Genomic DNA, 22,608 nt, shown 5'->3' with positions numbered 1-22,608 from the left:
ATGCTTAAGTACGGCATTTATTCTGGTAACGCATTTTGCCGGTAAATACTCAGTTCTGCAAGTTTTTGAAACGGATCCATCATATAGGTAAGCAGGCTGTTGTCTTCCTGTAATTCCACTATCCTGAATCCACGGTATGCTGTGCCCCAGCTTCCGCCAAAATGACCATCAAACAGGAAAGGAATGTTATCCAGGAACTTAATGCCATCCTGGTCATGATCATGCCCGTTAAATACGGCTCTTACATTTTTTGCACTATGCAGGAGCTTTTGAAAAGACGGGCAATCAATAGCGTGTGTGGTCCATTTTACCGGTGTTATATGCAGGAAAATAAATACGTTGCGGGCATCCTTATATGTTTTCAGCTTTGCAGCAAACCAGTCCTGGTCGGGACACAGATATTTTCCTTTTTCATCGGCAGTAGTACCCAGTAACAGTACATTGTCGCCGAGCACTACATCATGGTTGATATCCATATTCCAGGTTTGATTCCATACTTCCCTGTTTACCATGTCATGATTTCCCTTGGTAACATATACAGGCATGCTACATTGCCCTATCGCTTTTGAAGCAGGAAGCAGAAAGGCAGGATTATTATGGATGATGTCGCCGTTAAAAACACAAAAGTCAATGGGGCTGGCTGCATGAAAAGTATTGAGCGCACTGGTTATAGTTGAAAAATTTGCTTCAAAAGGCGTATTGTTTTCGCCATAATGCCCGTCGGAAGTTACAGCAAAACGCAAAACACTTTTCTTGCGAATGGCTGCAGCTTTTGCCGGTGTAATCATTCCGTTCGACATCAGCAATAGCATTGAGCCTGACATATTTTGTAGAAATCTCCTTCTTTTCATAACCTGTGCAATATAAAACAAAATATATTTTCTGCTGCATTATGAAATAATAACACCTATGACCACACGAAATAGTCATAGGTGCGCGCCGGATCCGGCTAATTATTTATTTATGATCCGAAGAATCCTTTTACTTTGTCCATTAAGCCACCGCCGCTGTTTCCGCCTTTATTGAACAGCAATAGCAAATCCTGCAGATCGGTATCGCCATCACCATCAAGGTCGAGTGCACCGCCTTTTACCTTTGAAAGCAGATCCTGCAGGTTGATCCCTGAAGTTTTTCCGCCGGAAAGATTATTGAACAGGCTTTGGATATCGAAACTGTTGTCGTTAGCATCATTTGTTTTTTGTACCAGGCTGCTTAAAACACCGGGTATCACACTGCCGGCAATATTTCCTGCAGACTGGTTATCCAAACCAAACTTATCCATAAGGTTCTGAACAAAACCGCCTGAAATTTGCCGGGTAACCTGGCTGTTTTCAATTCCTTCACCCTGGCCGCCGAACATTTTTAAAACATCTTTCAGTCCGCCCTGCGAAAGTAATCCCTGCAAGCCGCCGGTAATGGAATTGGATGCCTCAGCAATCACTTCATCATTTTTTTCATTCGGAATAGCCGGGTTGCTTGCAATAGCGTCTCCCGCGTATTGTTTTACAAGATTCAAAAGATTGTCTAACATAATTGTTGGTTTTATGTTATTTAAGTTAGTCTTTTTAAATGAAAGGTTGCTTTAGCGAACAGATATTTTCCATCTTTTCTCCACTATCACGGATTTTTATTGAAAAAAGCAAGTCGGAAGATTATAACGCAATGATGGTCCGGAAAACCTGAGCCCAACGGTGCAACTTATATAGTAAAAATTCCATCTATACCCCTACATTTGCGCTCTAATTTCAGGTTAGGTCTTTATGAAGCTTACATTCAGTATTTACACCGTTCTTCTTTTCTTTACTATCTCTACCCGTGCCCAGGTTTCGTATGGCATACTTGGAGGGATACAACAAACGGATGCCCGTGTTAAAATACCGGATGGACCCTCAATCCGGGCTACTGCCGGGTATGGGTTTCATGCAGGGGGCACGCTAAAAGCCGGTTTTGATAAAAATGTATACTTCTCACCGGGATTGCTGTACAGCCTTAAAGGGTTTACTATACATTTTAATAATTTGCTGCAGGATTCTGTAACCTCTGCTAAACTGCAGATACATTATATAGAGATCCCGTTGTTGCTGCAGTTTGATACCAGGTCAGACGGCAATGGCTTTTTCTTTTTGTTTGGCCCATCGGCATCGGTGGCCATTACGGGAAAGGAGAAAAGAACATTTTTAAATACCAGTGAAAAGGAACGTTCCATGCGGTTTGCCAATACAGCTTACGGCCGCTTTGAAATGAACCTGGTGGCAAAAGCCGGGTATTATTTTAAAAGCAATGTGCTGATTACCGCCGGCTACAGCTACGGATTGGGAAGCATCATCAATGATGATTATTATGCCAGAATTGTTCCGCGAATGATTACCCTAAGCGCCGGCTATTTCTTCAGAACGAAGTAGTTATCCCGATCCTTTTATTGCTGCCGGGGAACAGGCAGGCTTCCATGATCATTTCCTCCACCGCGTTTTTTAATGCCCGTCTTTCCCTATTCCATCACCTCCCCTTATGGCTTTAGTCAGCGTAAACAGGGCAAAAAAGCAGCAAAGCACAGTGCACAAGTGCAATTTGACCTAAGTTAACCACTTTATAGCCCCCACCGGGTACAGGGAGTATTTTAAATGCAAATTTTCACGTTTCCTGTTGGTATTGAATTTGCACAACGAAAGGGTTTACCTATTTTTACAAATCAATTTCCCAGCCTGAAAACTACACGTAAAATATTAAAGGTCGTATTCCTGTCATTGCTCTTCCTGGTTGTAATGACGGCTATCCTGGTTAACAGTGCACCCGTACAAAACTGGCTGGTAAAAGCGGTTACACACCGGCTATCGAAAGACCTCAATACTACAGTTGCCATCCGGCATGTTAATTTCGCGCTTTTTAATAAAATGAATCTCGAGGGGGTGTACATTGAAGATCAGCAAAAGGACACCCTTTTGTATGCAGGAAAGATAACGGTGAATATTACCGACTGGTTCTTTTTCAAAGATCAGGCGGAGCTTAAATATATAGGATTAGAAGATGCAACAATTCGTCTGCACCGGGTAGATGCCGTATGGAATTACCAGTTCCTGGCGGATTATTTTTCATCGCCACCTTCTGCTCAAAGTAAAAAGCAAATCACCCTGTCATTAAAAGAAATATCGCTTAAAAATATTCATGTAAAGCACAGGGATGAATGGCGCGGACAGGATATGGAGCTTGATCTGCAGCAACTGGCCTTAAAGGCAGATGAAATTAATTTCACAAAAAAACTGGTTAGCATCGCTACCCTTGAGCTTGATGAGCCCGTTTTTACCATATATGATTATGCAGGACGACGCCCTAAACTACCAGTATCCACAACAGATAGCATACAGGATACTGTTGCAGGGCCCTTCAACGCCGGGGGATGGGAAATGCGTGTTAATGAACTAACACTGAATAATGGCGTATTTAAAAGCAACAGGGATGTACAGCGCAAAACATACGATTATTTTGATGCCAGCCGTATTCATTTTTACGCCATTAACGGGGCGTTTAAAAAAGTGGCGCTCCTGCAGGATACGTTGTTTGCCAATATAAACCTCAGCACAAAAGAAAGATCAGGCTTCGCGGTTAAATCGCTTACTGCTGCTTTCAGAATGCAACCCGGCGCCATGATATTCGACAGCCTCGATATCAGAACGCCTTACAGTCATCTTACCCATTATTATGCCATGCGGTATAATGACTTTAATGATGACATGAGCGATTTTATCAGCAATGTAAAATTAGAAGGACGCTTTAAGAGCAGTACACTGCATAGCAAAGACATTGCCTTTTTTGCGCCGGAACTTAAAACCTGGAACCGCCAGATAAGAATGGAAGGAGATGTTAAGGGCACTATAGATCATTTGAATGCTAAAAATTTCATTGTTGAATCGGGCAAAGACACTTATCTCAACGGTAATATAAAAATGGCCGGACTACCCGATATAGATTCTACTTATATTGATTTTAAAGCCAATGCTTTTCGCACTACTTATGATGACATTGCCGGAATTTTTCCGGATCTGAAAAAGATTACGGATCCGCGCTTCAACGAAATCCGTAATATAGGATTTAAAGGAAACTTTACGGGCTTCCTGCGCGACTTTGTTACTTATGGTACTATTCAAACTAATCTCGGCGCTATTACTTCCGATCTGAATATGAAATTTCCTGCTAAAGGAAATGCGGCTTATTCCGGGAAAATATCAACGGATAATTTTGATATGGGAACTTTCATAGGCGTGAGCAGCCTGGGAACTGTTTCTTTTAACGGAAAGGTGAAGGGAAGCGGTTTCAGCGCTCAAACGCTGAATGCAAACCTGGATGGCATATTCTCTCATTTGCAGTATAATGATTATAATTATGAAAATATTGTAGTGAATGGGCACATGGATAAAAAGCTTTTCCGTGGCGCTGTTCATGTTAACGACCCCAATGTAATTATTACGCTTGATGGTGATATTGATTTTAACACGAATAAGCCTGAATTTAATTTCTTTGCCGATATACAAAGGAGCAATTTAAAAAGGATGGGGTTTGCCAAAGAAGACGTGAATGTAATAGGCAAATTTGACATGAATTTTAACGGAGATGATATTGATAATTTTTTGGGTACCGTTTCACTATATGATGTTGCCGTTACCAAAAGCAATCAAACATTTGTTTTTGATACGCTTACCTTAAGCTCACAGTTAATAGACCAGCAAAAGATATTGCAACTGCGCAATACAGAAGCTTCTGCATTTTTGATAGGAGATTTTACGATTCGTGAATTGCCGGAAGCGGTAAAGCAATTCCTGAATAAATATTATCCTGCTTATATACCTCCGCCCAAAAAAGCGATTAAAGACCAGAATTTTCTTTTTCAATTAGATGTTAAAAATATAGACCAGTACCTGTCGCTGATCAATCCTGCATTAAAAGGATTTAACAACAGCACCATTGTGGGTTCGCTTAATTCGGCAACCAATCTTATGGCTGTCAGCACAATGATCCCCTATGCCGCATATAAAAATCTGGCTGTACATGATTTCCGGCTAACCGGTTTAGGCAATATGGATAGTTTGAAATTAACCGGTATTATTGGTAATACCATTGTAAACGACAGTCTTCAGTTTCCCGGAAGTAAAATATCCATCGCCTCCAGCAATAACGTTTCGCAGCTTAACATCAGTACTGCCGCAACACAAACTATTAATGATGCACGGCTTTCTGCGCAGATCACTAACCTGGAAGACGGTATAAAACTACATTTTGATCCGTCGAGCATTGTGCTGAATGAAAAAACATGGAAAATAGATGAGGGTGGTGAATTAACGCTGAGCCGCTCTTATATTGACGCCAGGAATATAAAATTCAGCAATGGCGATCAGGAAATTGCCGTGGTAAGCAAACATTCCGATGTAGGCACATGGGATGATGTTATTGTTGAAATGAAAAAAGTAAATATTGGCGATTTCATGCCCTTCCTGGTGAAAGAGCCCCGGATGGAAGGGATTGTGTCGGGAACGGTTACCATTGAAGACGCTTTCCGCGATATGTATATATCCTCAGAACTCCATGCGGAACAGTTCAGGCTGGAAAATGATTCTATAGGAAAGATCGCTATTACCGGCGCCTGGGACAACAGGAGCAGGAAAGCAACCTACGAGGCGATATCGGATAACAATAACTACAGGTTCAGCATTGCGGGCTCGTATGAAATTGTAGATTCCCTGCATCAGCAAATCAATGCCAACGCCAATTTCGATTATACCAATATTCACTTTCTGGAAAAGTACCTGGGCTCCATCTTTGGCAACATGAGAGGCTTTGCCACCGGAAACCTGCGTATGAAAGGTGATATTAACAAACCGGATTATATTGGTACTATTGATGTAAAAAACGCGGGGTTAAAAGTATTGTATACGCAATGCTATTATACTTTTGATAGCGCCAGGATTGTTTTTACACCCGGGAAAATAGACTTTGGCACTATTTCCTTACATGATACCCTTCCTCAAAATGGTAAAAACGCCCTTAATACAGCCCAGCTCACCGGAGATTTACAGCATTCCAATTTCAACAATTTTGTATACAACATATCCATTAATACCAATCGTTTATTACTGCTGAATACCACCAGGTCCGATAACAGTTTGTTTTACGGGAAAGCTATTGGTAAGGCTAATTTCAGGTTCAGGGGACCGGAGGATGATATGAGAATGACCATTACCGGAGAGCCTGTTGACAGCTCAAGTATCTATATTACATCGTCGTCGTCTAAAGAAAGCGGCAGTGCAGATTATATTATCTGGAAGCAATACGGGCGGGAAATGAACATTGACGGTTTAGGAGCCGATGCTTCGCAGCTTAATATTGATCTTAACCTTACTGCCAATAATTATACCCGCATGTATATGGTGCTTGATGAAATAACCGGAGACATCATAGAAGCAACGGGGAGCGGCACATTAAAAATGCACACAGGCTCCAGTTCTCCGTTTACGATCAACGGCAAGTATACAATAGACAGAGGATATTACCGCTTCAGCTTCCAGGAGATATTTAAAAAACCTTTTGTGCTATTGCCCAATGAAGGAAGCTATATACGTTGGGACGGAGATCCTAACCAGGCTGAAATCAATTTAAGAGCAAAATATATAGCCAATGATGTAAAGCTCAGTTCATTGTATGCCGAACAGGGACAAACCACAGACCCGGAAGTAAGCAGGTTGAAAAGCGAACGAACAGATATAGATGTGCTTTGCACGCTGAAGGGCTCATTAGGCAAACCCGATATTTACTTTGATATTGCCTTGGCCGCTAACAGCGATGTAAAAAACAGCCAGCGTTTGCTTGGCGATTTACAGCGCATCAATAATGATGATAATGAAAAGAATAAACAGGTGGCCTACCTGATCGTATTCAGGAGTTTTGCTCCCATTGGACAGTATAATGTGCTGCAAACCGATGCCACTACTTTTGCTTTCAATACCATTTCCGAATATATTTCGGGGTACCTTACCAGTTCGCTTAAAACCCTTTTGTATGGTATTTTTAAAGATCCCACGCTGAGTGTAAACTTTAATTATACAAGGGCTTCTATTGATCCTACGGGTACTTCTTCCGGCAATACCGTAAACCTTACGCGCGATAATATCAGCCTTCAATTCATAAAATCCCTGCTGAACGACAAACTGGTCATTACTTTTGGAAGTGATTTTAATTTCGTAAGCAGCGGCTCCCAACCCGCATTAACAGAGAGCACTAATTTTCTCTTCCTGCCCGATATTACTGCAGAATATAAAATCACACCCGACGGGAAATTCAGGGTAAGCTGTTTTTACCGGAGTAACTTTGATGCATTATCTACCACAGGTAAAAGAAACCGCGCCGGTGGAAGCATTTCCTTCAGAACGGAATTTGATTCCGATCGCATCCGGAGAAAGAAAGCGGAAATGAAAGAAAAGGAGCAGGATAAAGAAAGCGATTCAACGGTGGTAAGGCTCAATTAAGGGAAGGAGCTATAGAAATTTTATTTCTGCTTCCCGCTCTTTCTTTTCCACCTTTAGTTTTTTCTCCTCCGGGCTTTCCTTGTGCATGAACAATCCGTATGACGCCACCGAAATGGAAATGATAATAGAAAGATGATAAATCAGGAAACTGTCCTGCACATTGCTTTGATCGGGGATCATATAGCTAAAAATAAAAGTAACAACAGATATGCCATATTCAAATAGCAGGGCATAATAAATAAACTGCAGGGTATATTCAGTGTTATGGTGTTTTATCCCTTTAATATAGTGCACAATAATCCATATAATATACATCATGATAATAACCAGTCCCCCGCCTATCATCAGGATTTCAGCGAAGTCCTGTAGTTGGGTAATAACTGTTAACAGCACCACTGCACACAAAAAAGCCGGTAACATTTTTTTAATGCTTCCCTGTATTGTTTCGATCTGAACTGTTTTATAAAGAATGAATAACATAAAGGGCGCATCGGCAAGGTTAAATACCCGTTCTGTAACAATCATTAGGCGGCTGCCTGTAAATGTTTCACTCAGGAACAGCAAATTAACAGCGCCTGCCAGCATCCAGTACACCGCAAACCACACAAATGCCTGGTATTTCACCAGCCGCTTTACCATTAAAATAAAAAAGGGTATGAAAAAGGAAACGGCTGCTATGGCAGCAATAATCTGGTATATATAGGGTGCGTTTTTCACTATTACGGGGTTAACACATAAGCGATAAAAGTCATCCTTTATTGTTATTAGGGATTATTGTAGCGTTTTTACCCAAGGATAGGATTGCAGGAATTACTAAGCAGTAAACAGACAGCAGCAGATAATATATTGATTACAAGGACATCCGCTTTACCGGAACGGTTATTTGTTCCAAACAGAACAGCTATTTAACATAAAGCAAATGACGCGAATTCAGCTGGTTTAAAACTTCATCAACCGGCATAGCTGAATGCTGCAGGCTGTTAACTTTGCCCCAAACTACACGCATGGCAATATTAATTACAGGCTCAACAGGATATATTGGCTCAAAGCTTACTACGCAACTTGCACAGCAGGATGATATTATTCATCTTTTATGCAGAACAACTCCTGCCCTGCCCGAATTTCAAAAAACCAATATAAAGATTTTTAAGGGCGATATTACGAATCCTGAGTCGCTTAAACCGGCATTGGAGCATGTAGACCGGGTTTATCACCTGGCTGCATATGCGAGGCTTTGGGCTAAAGACGCCTCCGTATTTCAAACACTTAATGTACAGGGAACGGAAAATGTGCTGGCAGCGGCAAAAGCAGCCGGGGTATCAAAAATTGTTTATACTTCAACTGCCGGTGTAATTGGGCCATCCAAAGAAAAGCCCATGACGGAAACAGATCCGCGCATCACCGGTTTTTTTAACCTGTATGAATCAACAAAAAATGCCGCGGAAAAGGTGGCGATGGATTATGCCAAACAGGGACTGGCTGTTTGTATTCTTAATCCGTCAAGAATATACGGGCCCGGCTATGACACGGGCAGCAACCCGGTAACCAAAATTGTTGAATTGTATATGAAGGGAAAATGGAAAATAGTACCCGGTAGCGGGAAAGACATAGGTTCCTATCCTTTTATTGATGATGTGGTAGACGGGCACATCAGGGCTATGGAAAAGGGCCGGAGCGGGGAGCGCTATATTCTGGGAGGAGTGAATGCAACGTTTAATGATTTAATGGCGCTCATAAAAAAATATAGCGGTATTGAAAAACAATTACGCCATGTTCCCTTCTTTGTGCTGAATGCGCTCAGCCATGCGATGCTCTGGAATGCAAAGGTTACGGGAAAATATCCGATGATCACCCCCGACTGGGTGGCAAAATATAAATATCACTGGGCTTTGGACAGTAGCAAAGCTGTGAACGAACTGGGCTACAGGATAAGACCGCTTGAAGAGGGTATAAAAGAAACGGTGGAATGGATAAAGCAAAACAGGAAATAAATGGTAATGCAGACATCGGACCGGCAGGGACGATTTGAATATAATTCCGTAACATTTTATTAACGGAACTGATAAACTTTTAGCCTGAAATCAATAATAGTTTTATTTTTTATTTTTAAATTTGCCGGAATCTTCACTCTTCCCCTTGGAATGCTAGTCTTAAAAAACCTGGCTATGAGTACGGATACGTTAAAAGCAAGGAAACCTTATTTTACAAAAGAAAGGGAAGATGTTTTTCAGCAGCTTCGGGTAGAAGCAAAAAAAATTGTATTGGCTTTGGCGCCTGTAAGAAGAAATGAAATTTTGTTCAAAGCCTTCCTCTTCCCCTTTATTTATTTTTTTTTCTGGACATTAGCGTTAATCTACGGCACAAATCCGTGGATGCTGTTTGGCGCTTACTTTTTTATGGGTATTGCCATAGTGCTGAATTATCTTAATGTGATTCATGACAGCGTGCATCATACTATTTTTAACAGTCGCCGGATGAACGATGTGTACACATACCTGTTTGACATCATGGGCGCCAATAGCTTTATCTGGAAAACACGCCATATCCGTTATCATCACAACTACCCCAATGTAGATGGATGGGATACAGATATAGATCAAAGTGCCCTGGTACGAATAGTGCCGCATTCCAGGTTTTCTCCCATGCATAAATACCAGCATATCTATCTTCCCTTTATTTACCCCTTGTTTTTATTTAACTGGTTGCTGGTCCGCGATTTTAAAGATTTCTTCAGCAACAAAAGAACCGTACATAAGCTCATAACCATTCCCCTGGCGGAGTACATAAAGTTATTCGCGTTTAAAATATTTTTTCTGTTTTACCTGGTCATCCTTCCTAAGATCCTTTTAGGTGTTTCATGGCTGATGATCATTGGTGCATTTTGTGTGCTGATTTTTTCTGCCAGCGTTTTTGCACTCATAGTATTGCTTCCTCCCCATGCCAATACGGAATCCGAGTTTCCTGTTCCGGACAATCAGAAGAAATTGCCCTATGGCTGGATGCTTCATATGCTTAAAACTACAAACGATGTAAATGGTGAAAGCTGGTTTACCCGCTTTGTAATGGGCAACTATAATTATCATATCGTACACCATCTTTTTCCTAATATCCATCATGCATATTACCCCGAGATAACGCAGGCGCTGAAGCGGTTGTCGGATCAGTACGGCCTTCCGTACAGGAGTTACCCGTTGCTTACCTCCTTAAGCAACCATTACCTGCTGCTCAGGCAAAACAGGGCCGAATTTGATCTTTGGGAAGAATCTATGTAAACGAACTAAACTCCGCCGGAAGGCTTTCAACCCGGCTTACATTACACAATCGTTTGATTTAATTTTGCTCAATTAAGTATAGTAATTTGTGCAAAAGCAACCTGTATGAATCTTGCATGGGAAAATCAAACCGCTATTATTACCGGCGCGGCTTCAGGATTGGGCCTGGCAATTGCCGAAAGGCTGTCGGAGCGCAAAGTAAAGCTGGCGCTATTCGATAAGGAAGAGGAGAAATTACGCGCTGCTGTTCGCCGGCTGAAATATGAAAATAAAATATTCGCTTTGGACATTACCAACGAAAATGCGGTACAGGCGGCTGTTGATGATACCGTGAAGCAATTTGGAAAAATAGATATCCTTGTTAACAGTGCCGGTATTACAGGGGAAACCCATATTAAAAGCCATGAAGTTTCCACCGCTAATCTTCAAATGGTTTTTTCGGTAAATTTTATGGGCAGCTTTTTTACCTCAAAATACGCGTTGCCTCATATGCTCCGGAATAATTATGGCCGTATTCTGCATATTGCTTCCATTGCCGGAAAGGAAGGAAATGCTGGTATGCTGGCTTATTCCGCATCAAAGGCGGCGGTAATTGGTATGACCAAGGTACAGGGGAAAGAATATGCAGAAACCAATATTACTATAAACGCATTAGCCCCTGCCGTTATCAGAACTGCACTGGTAGATGCCATGCCGGAAGCGCAGGTGAAATACATGACCGATAAAATACCGATGAAACGTTGCGGAACCTTAGATGAAGCCGCGGATATGGCATGTTTTATAGTATCTTCCCAAAATAGTTTTAGCACCGGTTTTACTTTCGACCTGTCTGGCGGAAGGGCTACTTATTAATTATTATCTTTAAAACCATATGATGAGAGATACACAATTAAATGCGGCAGAAATCAAAATAGGCGTAGTGGGCCTGGGATTAATGGGGTGCAGCATCACAACCTGCCTCCTCATGGCCGGTCATCCGGTAGTGGCGGTAGCGCCCGTTTCCATTGACCTGGCATTTGCCCTTAAGCGTATTACAAAACACCTGCAAAGGTCGCGCAGGGAGAAGCTGGTTACCAATGCGCCGGATTTTTATTTACAGCACCTTAGCATAACAGAAGACTATGATCAATTGCGGGGCTGTGCATTGGTAATTGAATGCACACTGGAGAACCTGGATATAAAAAAGGTTGTATACAGTAAAATTGAAGCGGTTATAGACGAGAACGCATTGCTGGCCAGTAACACATCGGCTATTCCTATAAGTATACTGCAGCAGCAAACCTCCCATCCCTCAAGATTCTTTGGTTTACACTGGGCCGAGCCATCGCACACTACCCGTTTTTTGGAGGTAATATGCGGTAATGAAAGCGATATCACAAAAGGTGAATATTTATATGAACTATCTCACCTGTGGGGCAAAGAGCCTACATTGGTACGCAAAGATATCCGGGGGTTCATTACCAACCGGATCATGTATGCTATGTACCGCGAAGCCATATCGCTGGTAGAACAGGGATATGCAACCGTGGAAGATGTAGACCGGGCCTGCCGGAACAACGCCGGCTACTGGATGACCTTAGTAGGTGTTTTTCGCTGGATGGACCTCACCGGGGTGCCGGCTTATCATACCGTAATGAAAGACCTGTTCCCTACTTTAAATAATAGTGCAGAAGTTCCAAAGCTTATTGACGAAATTGTAAAGAGCGGGGGGAAAGGCGTTGCCAACGCGCATGGGTTCCACTCCTATACCCCTGAGGAAGCGAAGCTGTGGGAAGAAACCTTTACCGCTTTCAGCTATGATATCAGGAAGCTTGCTTTAAAATACCCGGAAGATGTGGTGAAAAAAAAATTAAAAACCCTCCAAAAGAAAAATATCAATGCTAAATAAGCACTGCCTTACTTGCCACTTACTACTTACTACTTACCACTCTTTAAACCATATATATGTTTATCATTGACGCTCACCTTGATCTTTCTATGAATGCCCTGGAATGGAACAGGGATCTGAAACAACCCGTTGCTGCAATACGGCAACGCGAAAAAAACATGACAGATAAACCCGACCGTGGTAAAGGCATGGTATCCCTTCCCGAATTACGCAGAGGCAGGATTGGTTTGGTAGTGGCTACCATGATCGCAAGGTTTGTAGATGTAAACAGTACACTGGCTGGCTGGCACTCCCCGGAACAGGCCTGGGCGCAAACACAAGGACAAAGGGCATGGTATAAGGCTATGGAAGACAGCGGAGAGATGGTACAGATCACCAATGCGCATACGTTGAATAAACATATTCAATTATGGAATGATACTGCGATACCTGACCATACAAAACCGGTGGGGTATATTTTAAGCCTCGAAGGGGCAGATTCTTTGGTTAACCTTTCCTACCTCGAAAGATCATATCAATACGGGTTAAGAGCGCTTGGCCCCGCACATTACGGGCCGGGACGATACGCTCCAGGCACCGGTATGGAAGGTCCGCTTACAAAGGGCGGCGTAGAACTGGTTAAAGCAATGGACAACCTCAATATGATTCTTGATGTAACGCATTTAACCGATGAGGCTTTTACGCAGGCTGTTGATTTATATAAAGGTCCCGTATGGGCAAGTCACCATAACTGCAGGGCATTGGTTCCCTACCAGCGGCAGCTCACCGATGAGCAAATAAAAATACTGATAAACAGAAATGCCGTAATTGGCGGCGTGCTGGACGCATGGATGCTGAAGCCCGGATGGGTGAGAGGAAAAAATGATCCCAAAACAGAAAATATTACGCTTAGTATATTAATAGATCATTATGATCATATTTGCCAGCTTGCCGGCAATGCTAATCATATTGCTATCGGGAGCGATTTAGACGGCATGTTCGGGCAGGAACAGTCGCCATACGATATGGATACGATTGCAGATCTGCAATTATTAAAAGAGTTGCTGGCAAAACGGGGTTACCCGCAGCAGGATATAGAAAAAGTTTTCCATAAAAACTGGCTGCGCTTTCTGCAAAACGCATGGGGATCTGAAATATGAGATTTGAAATTTTAAATTTGAGATCAACGTATTATACTTATCATCATTTTCCCCCACCTTGCACCCTGTAACTTGTAACCTCCTGCACCTTGCTTATAAAGTGATGGCCGTATTGTCTATCACCTTGCCTCTTTCGGTGCGCATGGTTCTTGCGGGAAATTTGCTGATCACCCTGTAATCATGCGTGGCCATAACAATAGCTGCCCCATAGTCTTTGGAAATATGAAAAAGCAACTGCATGATCTCGTCTGAAGTTTCAGGGTCAAGATTTCCCGTGGGTTCATCGGCTAATATCAGTTTGGGGGAATTCAATAACGCGCGGGCAACATCCACCCGCTGCTGCTCTCCGCCCGACAGTTCAAAGGGAAACTTAAAGCCTTTTGTTTTTAGTCCCACTTTATCCAGCACATCGTTTATTTTTTCTTCGATGAGCTTTTCATCTTTCCATCCGGTAGCACGCAAAACGAATTTCAGGTTGTCGTGTACATTCCGGTCGGTGAGCAATTGAAAGTCCTGGAATACAATACCCAGGTTCCTTCTCAAGAAAGGTATTTTTTTCCAATCCATATCCCTTAATTTATATCCTACCACGCTCCCCTCTCCTTCTTTTAGCTTTAAATCGCCGTACAATGTTTTCAACAGGCTCGATTTACCGGAGCCCGTTTTACCCACCAGGTAAACAAATTCGCCTTTGTTTACCCGGATATTTACATCCTGTAAAATAAGTGAATTTCCCTGGTAGATATTCGCGTGTTCAAGCTCTAAAATAGTTTCTGCCATAATACAATCCTCAATAAATTCAAAGTTACGGTTTACTGCATTTTTGCAAAGAACGTATTCTTTACGCTAAGAACTAAGGTAAAATTATTTTTTTTGTAATAAACTAAGAAAGTAGTTGCGTAACTAAATAATTAGTTTATCTTTGCTTCAAGAATCAAAAAACATGAGTATCATTAAAAATCTTACAAAAGCAGAAGAGCAGATCATGCAGGTTTTATGGAAGCTGGAAAAAGCGTTTCTGCGCGAGCTGGTTGATGCCATGCCCCATCCGAAACCGCATCAGAATACGGTAGCTACCATATTGAAGATACTGGCAGAAAAAGAATTTGTAGGTATTGAACTGTTTGGAAGAATGCACCGGTATTATCCGCTTATCAGTAAAGAGGCTTACTCCAAAGCCACGATGAAAAGTATGGTAAAAAGCTATTTTGAAGGGTCTTTCAGCAATGTGGTTTCCTTTATGGTAAAAGAAAACAACCTGAGCGTGGAAGACCTCGAACGCCTGCTGAAAGAGCTTAAGAAGCAGGGGAAATAAACACTATACAGTACACTATAAACTTCAAAAACCTATGCTTGCTATAGCATACTACATCTTAAAAGTTATCATTTGCTCGGGTATTTTATATGGCTATTACCGCCTGGCGCTGCACAATAAGCTATTTCACCGCTGGAACCGGTTTTACCTGCTGAGCGCCGTGGTGGTGAGCCTGAGCTTTCCGTTAATTACAATTAATATCTGGCATGCCCCCGCTGAAGACGACAGCCAGGTGATAAAGTTATTAAACATTGTAACTACCGGTGATGAATATGTGCATGAAGTAAGCCGCAGCGGCAGCTTTCATCTCAGCGGCGAACAGGTGGCGATAATGGTGTACATGGTTGTATCACTTGCTTTGATCGTTATACTGTTTCATGCCTTGGTAAAGCTGAGCCGCCTGGCACGCAATAATCCTTTACAAAAGATACAGCATATTAATGTGATACAAACGGAAGCAAAAGGCACTCCATTTTCTTTTTTCCGGTATATCTTCTGGAATAAAAATATTGATATGCATGCTGATGCGGGGAAAAAAATATTTACGCATGAAATGGTGCATGTAACGGAAAAGCACAGCGCCGACAAATTGTTTATGCATATTGTACTCATCTTTTTCTGGTGCAATCCCTTCTTCTGGCTGATACGGCGGGAGATGAATATGATCCATGAATTTATAGCCGACAGCAAGGCTATTGACGATAAGGATACTGCCGCTTTTGCCGCCATGATATTACATGCCGCTTACCCGCAGCAGGCCTTTGGACTCACCAGCAGCTTTTTTTCATCATCCATAAAAAGACGTTTACACATGTTAACTAAAATGCAAAATCCAAGTATGAATTACATCAGCCGCTTACTGGCATTGCCGTTGCTGACTTTTATTTTTGTAGCATTTACGGTTAAAACAAAACAATTATTACCCAACCAGAATGGAATACAAATCGTCCAATTAGAAACACCTGTTACGGTGGTTATTGATGCGGGGCATGGTGGGGATGACGAAGGGGCTATGAGCTCTGAAGGAATCCGGGAAAAAGATATTACACTGTCTTTGTCGAGAAAAATAAAAGCACTGAATAGCAATAAAAGTGTTAAGATAATTCTTACAAGGGATAATGACATTACGCAGCCTGTACGCGATAAGGTTGACTTTGCTGTACTGCAAAAACCAGATTTATTTATATCTCTTCACGTTGCCCAGGTTGATCCAAACGGGGGAGATAAAACAAAATCCGGATTTGAAATATACCTCTCAAAAAATCAAACAGGTTATACGAAACAGGCACAGTTGTTTGGAAGCCTTGTTGCCGGGGAAATAGAAAAGAACTATGGCGTAGCTCCGGAAATTAAACAAAGAACAGGAAAAGGCATTTGGGTGTTAGACGCGCCTGTTATCAACTACCCTGCCCTGCTTATTGAATGCGGGTACCTTAGCAACCCGAACGATATTGCCTTCATCACAGATGAAAAAAAGCAGGAGAAAATTGCAAGGGATATTTTGAATGCGATTGAGCGGTTTGCAAAAGCAAAAGAAGATGGAACGATTGCCGTGCAAACAGAACCCCAACCTTCTTTGAACGCTCATTCGCCAAGACAGGAAAGTAATGCTAATAGTGCAAATAGTAGCATTGCTGTAAAAAAAGATTTGAAGACCGCTATAGATACCCTGCCTGCAAATATCAAATCGGTTGATATTACAAAGGATAACCAGGTTATTATTATTTACAAAAATAATACGGCTGAAAAAATAACAAAGGCCGAAGCCATTAAACGGGGTATTGTTCCTGTTGCCAAAGCGGGTATTGAACTGCGCAGTAGTAACTTTCGTACAATGGATTCGGTTTTGTATTTTCTTGATGGAATTGAATTTTCGAAGTCAGGACTGGAAAAGATCAATCCGAATGATATTGAAAGTATACATGTTATAAAGGATAAATCAGCAGTGGATAAATACGGAGAGAGGGCTATAAATGGGGTAATTGAAATTACGTTAAAGAATGTAAATAATGCTTCCATAGTTCAGAAAGGAGACAAAACTTTTCAAATAGTGGAAAAAGCGCCTGCGTTTCCGGGAGGTGAAGCAGCGTGGGCAAAATATATTTCAGCATCTATTAATAAAGTGATAGACTCCCTGCAGGAGGAAAACAAACCCGGAACCTGCGTGGTACAATTTATAGTTGATACGGAAGGCAATCTCAGCGAAGTGAAACCCCTAACGATGGAAGGTACTTTTTTTGCAAAGACCGTTACAGATGCGATTAAAAACGGGCCCAAATGGATACCGGCTGTGCAAAACGGTCATAAGATAAAAGCGTATCACAAACAGCCTGTAACATTCCAGATTCAGGAGGAGTAAGGATCAGGGTAACAGGAATTATATTAGAGTTCCCTCATCCCACCATTTCTTCTTTAGCCGTTTTATTGTATTGTTCCGTTAGCTTACGCTGTATTTCAAATGGTACAATAACGTATTCATAAAACTGCATTTTAAACTTGGCCCTGCCCTGTGTTATAGAGCGCAGCGATGAAGAATAATCATTCATTTCAGCTAATGGCACTTTAGCCATTATCCTCGTAAAATTTCTTTCCGCGTCCATGCCTTCCACAAGAGCCCGGCGGGTTTGCAAATCGCCCATAACAGCGCCCGTTACATCTTCAGGGCATAAAACTTCAACCTGGTAAACAGGTTCCAGCAGTTGCGGCGCCGCCATTTGAAAAGCATTTTTAAAGGCCATGAGCCCGGCTATTTTAAAAGAAATATCATTGCTGTCTACAGGGTGCATCCTGCCGTCAAATACCGAAACCCTGATATCTCTTACATAAGAGCCTGTTAGCGGCCCTTCCTGCATTTTTTGCATTACCCCTTTTAGTATGGAAGGCAAAAAGCGCTGGTCAATAGCGCCTCCAACAATGCAGTTATAAAAAACCAGCTTACCGCCCCACGGAAGCTCCTGCGTGTCTCTTCCCCTCACGTTCAACCCGGCCGGCTCCGGCATGCCTTCATACCAGGGCTCTATACGCATGTGCACTTCTCCAAACTGCCCTGCTCCTCCCGATTGTTTTTTGTGCCGGTAAACCGCTTCCGCTGCGGTTCTTATTGTTTCCCGGTAAGGAATTCCGGGCGCTTCAAACACAACGTCTACCCTGTGCTGATGCTGCAGTTTCCACTTAATAACGGCCAGGTGCATATCGCCCTGGCAATAAATGATCGTTTGCTTTAATTCGGACGAAACCTTAACGATAAGCGTTGGGTCTTCTTCCCTTAGCTGGTGTAAAGCGGCCGACAGTTTTTCTTCTTCCCCCTTTTTTACCGTTCTTACCGCAATGCTCATATTAGGCGCAGGAAATTCAATAGGTTGCAAGGCATAGTTTACATTCCGTTCGTGCAGGGTGTTGTTCACATGCGTGTTCTTCAGTTTGAGGGTTGCCCCTATATCGCCCGCGCTTAGTTCACCAACGTTATTTCTTTTATTACCTTCCATCACAAACAACTGGTTCAGCTTTTCAGATACACCCGTAGTTTCATTAAGCAGATCCATGCCCGCTTTAAGCGTTCCGGAAAACACTTTCATAAACGAGAGTTCCCCCACGTGTGGTTCTGAAATGGCCTTATAAACAAAAGCGCAAACCGGTTTACCTGCATCGCAGGGAATAATTTCTCCATTCACGGAAACCTGTGGCGGTATTTCATCGGCGCTCGGACAAACATTATCTATAAAGCCCATCAGGCGCCCGCTTCCCATATTGCGTTCTGCCGAAAGGCAAAACAGGGGAAAGAGGTCATGGTTGATCATGGCTTTTTTCATCCCCGTCCTGATCTCGTCTTCATCTAATTCTCCTTTTTCAAAATATTTTTCCATGAGCGTTTCATCATTACCGGCAACGGCTTCAATCAACTCCTTATGCAGCCGGTCGGCTTTTTCCTTTTCTTCGGGTGGTATGGGCAGCTTTTCGGGCTTTCCGCCTGTGTCTTTAAATGTATACATCGTCATACGCAGCACATCTATAATACGATGAAAGCCTTCACCCTGCTCCAGGGGATATTGTATAACCGTTACATTACTGCCAAAATGCCGTTTGGCTTCATTTACCGTGTCGTCAAAACTGGCTTTTTCATCATCGAGGTGATTAACAGCGAAGATCATAGGTGTTTTAAACCTTTCGGTATACTGCCATATTACTTCAGTGCTTACTTCTACTCCCATCGCCGCGTTTAACAGCATAATACCGGTGTCGGCCACACGAAGCGCGGAGAGTACTTCTCCTGCAAAATCGTCGTAACCGGGTGTATCAATGATATTGATCTTATATCCGCGCCATTTGGTGTGCATTAACTTGGAGAATATCGTGTTGCCCCTTTCCTGCTCCAGTTCATGATAATCTCCCACGGTATTCTTCTCAGCAATTGTTCCCCGCCGGGAAATTAAGCCGGCTTCAAAAAGAAAGCATTCGGCAAGTGTTGTTTTACCGGAGCCTGCATGCCCGAGAAGCACAATGTTCTTTACATGGGAGGTGTCGAATTCGGCGGCCATGGCAATTATATTTTAAGATGAGTAAAAAGACATGCTAAGCCAGCGTAAAGGCATAAAAATATGGCACAGTAAAGGAGGTAAGACTGCTTTTTCTGCAAAAAATGCCTTGTTATATAATATCAGGTATAGTTTACCAGGAATCGCTGAAAATCATTTTTAATTTCGTGCAGCGTTTGCCGGAGATGCTGATAATCGGCCGCTAATTTTTCGTAACCGGAGGTGATGAATTCAGGCGTTGCGTAATTGTTGGTAACAGGCTGAAAAACAGGCGTTTTGTTGAGGGATTTGATGGACTGCTTCAGATCATGAATGTTGGCAAGCTGAATATCGAACTGATTTTCATAATGCTCAACATCTTTAAGCGCTTCTTTACTGGTAATGTGGGCCGCTGCCTGCTGCAGCTCATTTTTCATGCGGGTAAACTCTTCGCGCTGTGAACGTAATGCCTCCCTCAGGGTATTACATGCTTCTGAGAGCTGTGGAGTGTCTGTGGTAACCATGGGCGTACAATTTAAAGGTGAAGAAATAAATGAATTGTGCTTTAGCCAATGGGATCGGATAGTGCTGTTTAAAAGTACTAAAAAATATAAACATACAAGGACTTTTGTGCATAAAAAAACCATCCGTGCAGCATATCGCTGCTCCGGATGGCGGGGTTGTCTATCAACTTCCTGAAAGACTTTACTGGGTTATTAGTGGTATAATAATTCTTTTATCATCTAAAATACATTCCACAAAATATTCTCCTTTTGCATAGGCCACCAGGTTAATATCATTCACCGTGTTGATCATAGTGGTAACCAGTATTCTTCTTCCTACCCTGTCGTATACTGTTACTTTTATGGGTTTGGGAGGTAGTTTGGAGAAGATAAGCTTTGCCAGCCCGTTACCCGGGTTGGGCGATATTTTAACCTTAATATCTCCTATATAGGTGTGTCCTTCCGGCACAAAGAAATACTCAGCCGATTCGCCGCTGCATCCTGTGCTGGTGCTGGCAACAACAACTTTATATTTGCCATATCCTCTCGGCTTGTACTTTTTAGCTGTGGCTCCCGGGATCAGCACGCCGTTCTTATACCACTGATAGGTATCCGCTTCGGAAGCGATCAGTTCATTACCCGACTGGCTGATAGAAGGTGTAGGGAGATTAGCGATAACCAGGTCAATGCTATCACGCTCTGTTATTCCACAGCGCGTTACTTCCACGCTATAGGTACCAGATACCATCGGGTATATTACCGGGGTTGTTTCGCCTGTACTCCACAAATAAGTAGCGCCCGGATTGCCGGCATCCAATATAACCGCGTTTCCAAAACAGATGGTGGTATCATTGCCAAGGTACACCGGTGTTGCTCCCGGCATCAGCGATACTTCAATTTGAGCTTCACCCACGCAGCCGCTATTATTTACCGTTACCTTATATACCCCGGCATCGCTTACTGTAATTGTTTGTGATGCATCAGGTGTATTCCAGGTATATGTTGCCCCCGGATATCCTGCATCAAGCGTGATGCTGCTGCCCGCGCAGATGGTCGTATCATTTCCTAATGATACAGGAAGCGTTGAGCTGATATTTACGGCTAACGATCCGCTGCCGCTGCAACTGCCCTTGCTCACCATAACACTGTAGGTGCCGGCAGTATCTGTTGAAATAATTCTGGTAGTTTCTCCCGTGCTCCACAGGTAAGTAGCGCCGGGGTTACCCGCATCTAATACAACACTGTTACCCGGACATAGAGTGGTATCGTTGCCCAGGTTAACCGTGAGCGCCGGAACTACCGTTACCTGTATGGCATCTATGGTTTTGCAACCGTCTTTAGTTACGGTAACAATATAGGTGCCGGCTTCACTAACCGCAATGCTTTGCGTGGTTTCACCGCCGGGAGCCCATTCGTACGTTGCGCCTGCGTGGTTTCCGGCATCAAGCGTGATCGTGCTGCCCGCACAAATGGTAGTATCATTTCCGAGGTCAACCGGTATGCCGGTTCCGCTTACAATAATATCTTCCTCATATGTTTTAGATTCCCCGCTGATCGAAACAGTTAATGTTACTTTATAGAGTCCCGGCTGATCATAATCATGTTCGGGGTTAGGGTTATATCCACTCAATACCGGTGAAGCATCGCCAAAATTCCATTCGTAGCTGATTATACTGCTGCACGCTTCAGTAGCGTCTGTAAAACTAACCTTAATGGGGCTGCACGAACCGGTTTGGGTAAAAGTAAACTTAGGTTCAACCTTTGGCTTATCAATAACAAGAATAGTATCGGTTGCTGTACACCCGCCTTTTGTTACGGTTACCCAGTATTTCCCTGCTGTCATTACCAGCACTGTCTTTGTTGTTTTATTATTTGCAGGAGATACGGGCAAGCTGCCCCATTTATAAGTGGCGCCTGTTATGCCGGCGTCTAATGTGATTGGCAAACCATTATCGCATCTCTCTATGTCAGCACCCAAATCCACAACCAACCCTGAAGTGTTTACGGTAATGGTTTTAGAGCCAGTGCCCGTACAACCGTCTTTGGTTACGGTAACCGTGTAAGTATCGGCCATAGTTACATCAATCGTTCTGGTAGTTTCACTTGTGCTCCAGTTGTAGGTAGCGCCTGTTCCGTGATCGCCTGCATCCAGCGTAATGCTGCTGCCTGAGCAGATCGAAGCGTCCGGACCCAGGTTTATTACCGGCTTGGGAGTTACTGTAATGGCTCTGGAACCGGAGTTACTGCAACCATCTTTGGTTACGGTAACCGTATAGGTAGTGTTAACCGTGGGGTTAACTGTAATGGATTGGGTAGTTGCTCCCCCGGGGCTCCAGCTATAGGTTGCACCGGCATTGCCAGCATCAAGGGTGATAGGATCTCCCGAGCAGATCGTGGTAGCTGCACCCAGGTTTATTACCGGCTTGGGTGTTACCGTAATGGCTCTGGAACCGGAGTTACTGCAACCAT

At 42.9% G+C, this 22,608-nt stretch carries 16 protein-coding genes; 9 read left to right on the top strand and 7 right to left on the bottom strand.

Going from position 1 to position 22,608, the window contains the following annotated elements:
- Positions 1-17: 17 nt before the first annotated feature.
- Complete coding sequence (locus PLE34_RS08925; protein WP_324556023.1) at positions 18-824, bottom strand: metallophosphoesterase family protein; 807 nt, start codon at positions 822-824, stop codon at positions 18-20.
- 137 nt (positions 825-961) lie between these two features.
- Complete coding sequence (locus PLE34_RS08920) at positions 962-1,531, bottom strand: hypothetical protein (RefSeq protein WP_324556021.1); 570 nt, start codon at positions 1,529-1,531, stop codon at positions 962-964.
- A 229-nt stretch (positions 1,532-1,760) separates the two neighbouring features.
- Here PLE34_RS08920 and PLE34_RS08915 point away from each other — a divergent pair, with 229 nt between their 5' ends.
- Positions 1,761-2,402 carry a porin family protein gene (locus tag PLE34_RS08915; protein ID WP_324556019.1) on the top strand — a complete coding sequence of 214 codons (642 nt, stop codon included), beginning with the start codon at positions 1,761-1,763 and terminating at the stop codon, positions 2,400-2,402.
- 342 nt (positions 2,403-2,744) lie between these two features.
- A complete protein-coding gene (locus PLE34_RS08910) occupies positions 2,745-7,511 on the top strand; it encodes a translocation/assembly module TamB domain-containing protein (protein WP_324556017.1) in 4,767 nt (1,588 codons plus the stop codon).
- Positions 7,512-7,520: 9 nt separating this feature from the next.
- Here the strand turns inward: PLE34_RS08910 and PLE34_RS08905 are convergent, their stop codons facing one another.
- Positions 7,521-8,228 (bottom strand): hypothetical protein, encoded by a 708-nt coding sequence (locus tag PLE34_RS08905; protein ID WP_324556015.1) that lies wholly within the window; start codon positions 8,226-8,228, stop codon positions 7,521-7,523.
- A gap of 287 nt (positions 8,229-8,515) precedes the next feature.
- Here PLE34_RS08905 and PLE34_RS08900 point away from each other — a divergent pair, with 287 nt between their 5' ends.
- From PLE34_RS08900 to PLE34_RS08880, 5 genes are all read left to right on the top strand, one after another.
- Positions 8,516-9,502, top strand: a complete 987-nt coding sequence (locus PLE34_RS08900) for an NAD-dependent epimerase/dehydratase family protein (RefSeq protein ID WP_324556013.1) — start codon at positions 8,516-8,518, stop codon at positions 9,500-9,502.
- Positions 9,503-9,676: 174 nt separating this feature from the next.
- The gene (locus tag PLE34_RS08895; protein ID WP_324556011.1) at positions 9,677-10,783 is read left to right on the top strand and encodes a fatty acid desaturase family protein; all 1,107 of its coding nucleotides are present in this window, start codon (positions 9,677-9,679) and stop codon (positions 10,781-10,783) included.
- 105 nt (positions 10,784-10,888) lie between these two features.
- A complete protein-coding gene (locus PLE34_RS08890; RefSeq protein ID WP_324556008.1) occupies positions 10,889-11,635 on the top strand; it encodes an SDR family NAD(P)-dependent oxidoreductase in 747 nt (248 codons plus the stop codon).
- Between the two features lie 19 nt (positions 11,636-11,654).
- Positions 11,655-12,671 carry a 3-hydroxyacyl-CoA dehydrogenase family protein gene (locus tag PLE34_RS08885; RefSeq protein WP_324556006.1) on the top strand — a complete coding sequence of 339 codons (1,017 nt, stop codon included), beginning with the start codon at positions 11,655-11,657 and terminating at the stop codon, positions 12,669-12,671.
- A gap of 56 nt (positions 12,672-12,727) precedes the next feature.
- Positions 12,728-13,810 carry a dipeptidase gene (locus PLE34_RS08880; RefSeq protein ID WP_324556004.1) on the top strand — a complete coding sequence of 361 codons (1,083 nt, stop codon included), beginning with the start codon at positions 12,728-12,730 and terminating at the stop codon, positions 13,808-13,810.
- Positions 13,811-13,903: 93 nt separating this feature from the next.
- On the opposite strand, the gene PLE34_RS08875 is transcribed toward PLE34_RS08880, so the two are convergent.
- Complete coding sequence (locus PLE34_RS08875; RefSeq protein WP_324556002.1) at positions 13,904-14,590, bottom strand: cell division ATP-binding protein FtsE; 687 nt, start codon at positions 14,588-14,590, stop codon at positions 13,904-13,906.
- Positions 14,591-14,753: 163 nt separating this feature from the next.
- Here PLE34_RS08875 and PLE34_RS08870 point away from each other — a divergent pair, with 163 nt between their 5' ends.
- Both PLE34_RS08870 and PLE34_RS08865 read left to right on the top strand, forming a co-directional pair.
- Positions 14,754-15,125 carry a BlaI/MecI/CopY family transcriptional regulator gene (locus PLE34_RS08870; RefSeq protein ID WP_324556000.1) on the top strand — a complete coding sequence of 124 codons (372 nt, stop codon included), beginning with the start codon at positions 14,754-14,756 and terminating at the stop codon, positions 15,123-15,125.
- Positions 15,126-15,159: 34 nt separating this feature from the next.
- The gene (locus PLE34_RS08865) at positions 15,160-17,484 is read left to right on the top strand and encodes an N-acetylmuramoyl-L-alanine amidase (RefSeq protein WP_324555998.1); all 2,325 of its coding nucleotides are present in this window, start codon (positions 15,160-15,162) and stop codon (positions 17,482-17,484) included.
- 34 nt (positions 17,485-17,518) lie between these two features.
- On the opposite strand, the gene fusA2 is transcribed toward PLE34_RS08865, so the two are convergent.
- From fusA2 to PLE34_RS08850, 3 genes are all read right to left on the bottom strand, one after another.
- Positions 17,519-19,660 (bottom strand): elongation factor G2, encoded by a 2,142-nt coding sequence (gene fusA2 / locus PLE34_RS08860; RefSeq protein WP_324555996.1) that lies wholly within the window; start codon positions 19,658-19,660, stop codon positions 17,519-17,521.
- Positions 19,661-19,779: 119 nt separating this feature from the next.
- Positions 19,780-20,160, bottom strand: coding sequence for a hypothetical protein (locus PLE34_RS08855; protein ID WP_324555994.1), 381 nt, complete (start codon positions 20,158-20,160; stop codon positions 19,780-19,782).
- Between the two features lie 181 nt (positions 20,161-20,341).
- Positions 20,342-22,608 (bottom strand): T9SS type A sorting domain-containing protein (locus PLE34_RS08850; RefSeq protein ID WP_324555992.1); only part of this gene is annotated, 2,267 nt, incomplete at its 5' end.

The organism is Agriterribacter sp. (assembly GCF_035445465.1).
Classification (GTDB): Bacteria; Bacteroidota; Bacteroidia; order Chitinophagales; family Chitinophagaceae; genus Agriterribacter.
Note: the sequence above shows the minus strand (reverse complement) of the source record. Positions and strands in the feature narration are given on the sequence as shown.

Excerpts from the sequence above, each read along its gene's own strand:
- PLE34_RS08925 (WP_324556023.1), bottom strand. The coding sequence starts at position 824 with ATGTCAGGCTCAATGCTATTGCTGATGTCGAACGGAATGATTACACCG.
- PLE34_RS08920 (WP_324556021.1), bottom strand. The coding sequence starts at position 1,531 with ATGTTAGACAATCTTTTGAATCTTGTAAAACAATACGCGGGAGACGCT.
- PLE34_RS08915 (WP_324556019.1), top strand. The coding sequence starts at position 1,761 with ATGAAGCTTACATTCAGTATTTACACCGTTCTTCTTTTCTTTACTATC.
- PLE34_RS08900 (WP_324556013.1), top strand. The coding sequence starts at position 8,516 with ATGGCAATATTAATTACAGGCTCAACAGGATATATTGGCTCAAAGCTT.
- PLE34_RS08895 (WP_324556011.1), top strand. The coding sequence starts at position 9,677 with ATGAGTACGGATACGTTAAAAGCAAGGAAACCTTATTTTACAAAAGAA.
- PLE34_RS08890 (WP_324556008.1), top strand. The coding sequence starts at position 10,889 with ATGAATCTTGCATGGGAAAATCAAACCGCTATTATTACCGGCGCGGCT.
- PLE34_RS08885 (WP_324556006.1), top strand. The coding sequence starts at position 11,655 with ATGATGAGAGATACACAATTAAATGCGGCAGAAATCAAAATAGGCGTA.
- PLE34_RS08880 (WP_324556004.1), top strand. The coding sequence starts at position 12,728 with ATGTTTATCATTGACGCTCACCTTGATCTTTCTATGAATGCCCTGGAA.
- PLE34_RS08875 (WP_324556002.1), bottom strand. The coding sequence starts at position 14,590 with ATGGCAGAAACTATTTTAGAGCTTGAACACGCGAATATCTACCAGGGA.
- PLE34_RS08870 (WP_324556000.1), top strand. The coding sequence starts at position 14,754 with ATGAGTATCATTAAAAATCTTACAAAAGCAGAAGAGCAGATCATGCAG.
- PLE34_RS08865 (WP_324555998.1), top strand. The coding sequence starts at position 15,160 with ATGCTTGCTATAGCATACTACATCTTAAAAGTTATCATTTGCTCGGGT.
- fusA2 (WP_324555996.1), bottom strand. The coding sequence starts at position 19,660 with ATGGCCGCCGAATTCGACACCTCCCATGTAAAGAACATTGTGCTTCTC.
- PLE34_RS08855 (WP_324555994.1), bottom strand. The coding sequence starts at position 20,160 with ATGGTTACCACAGACACTCCACAGCTCTCAGAAGCATGTAATACCCTG.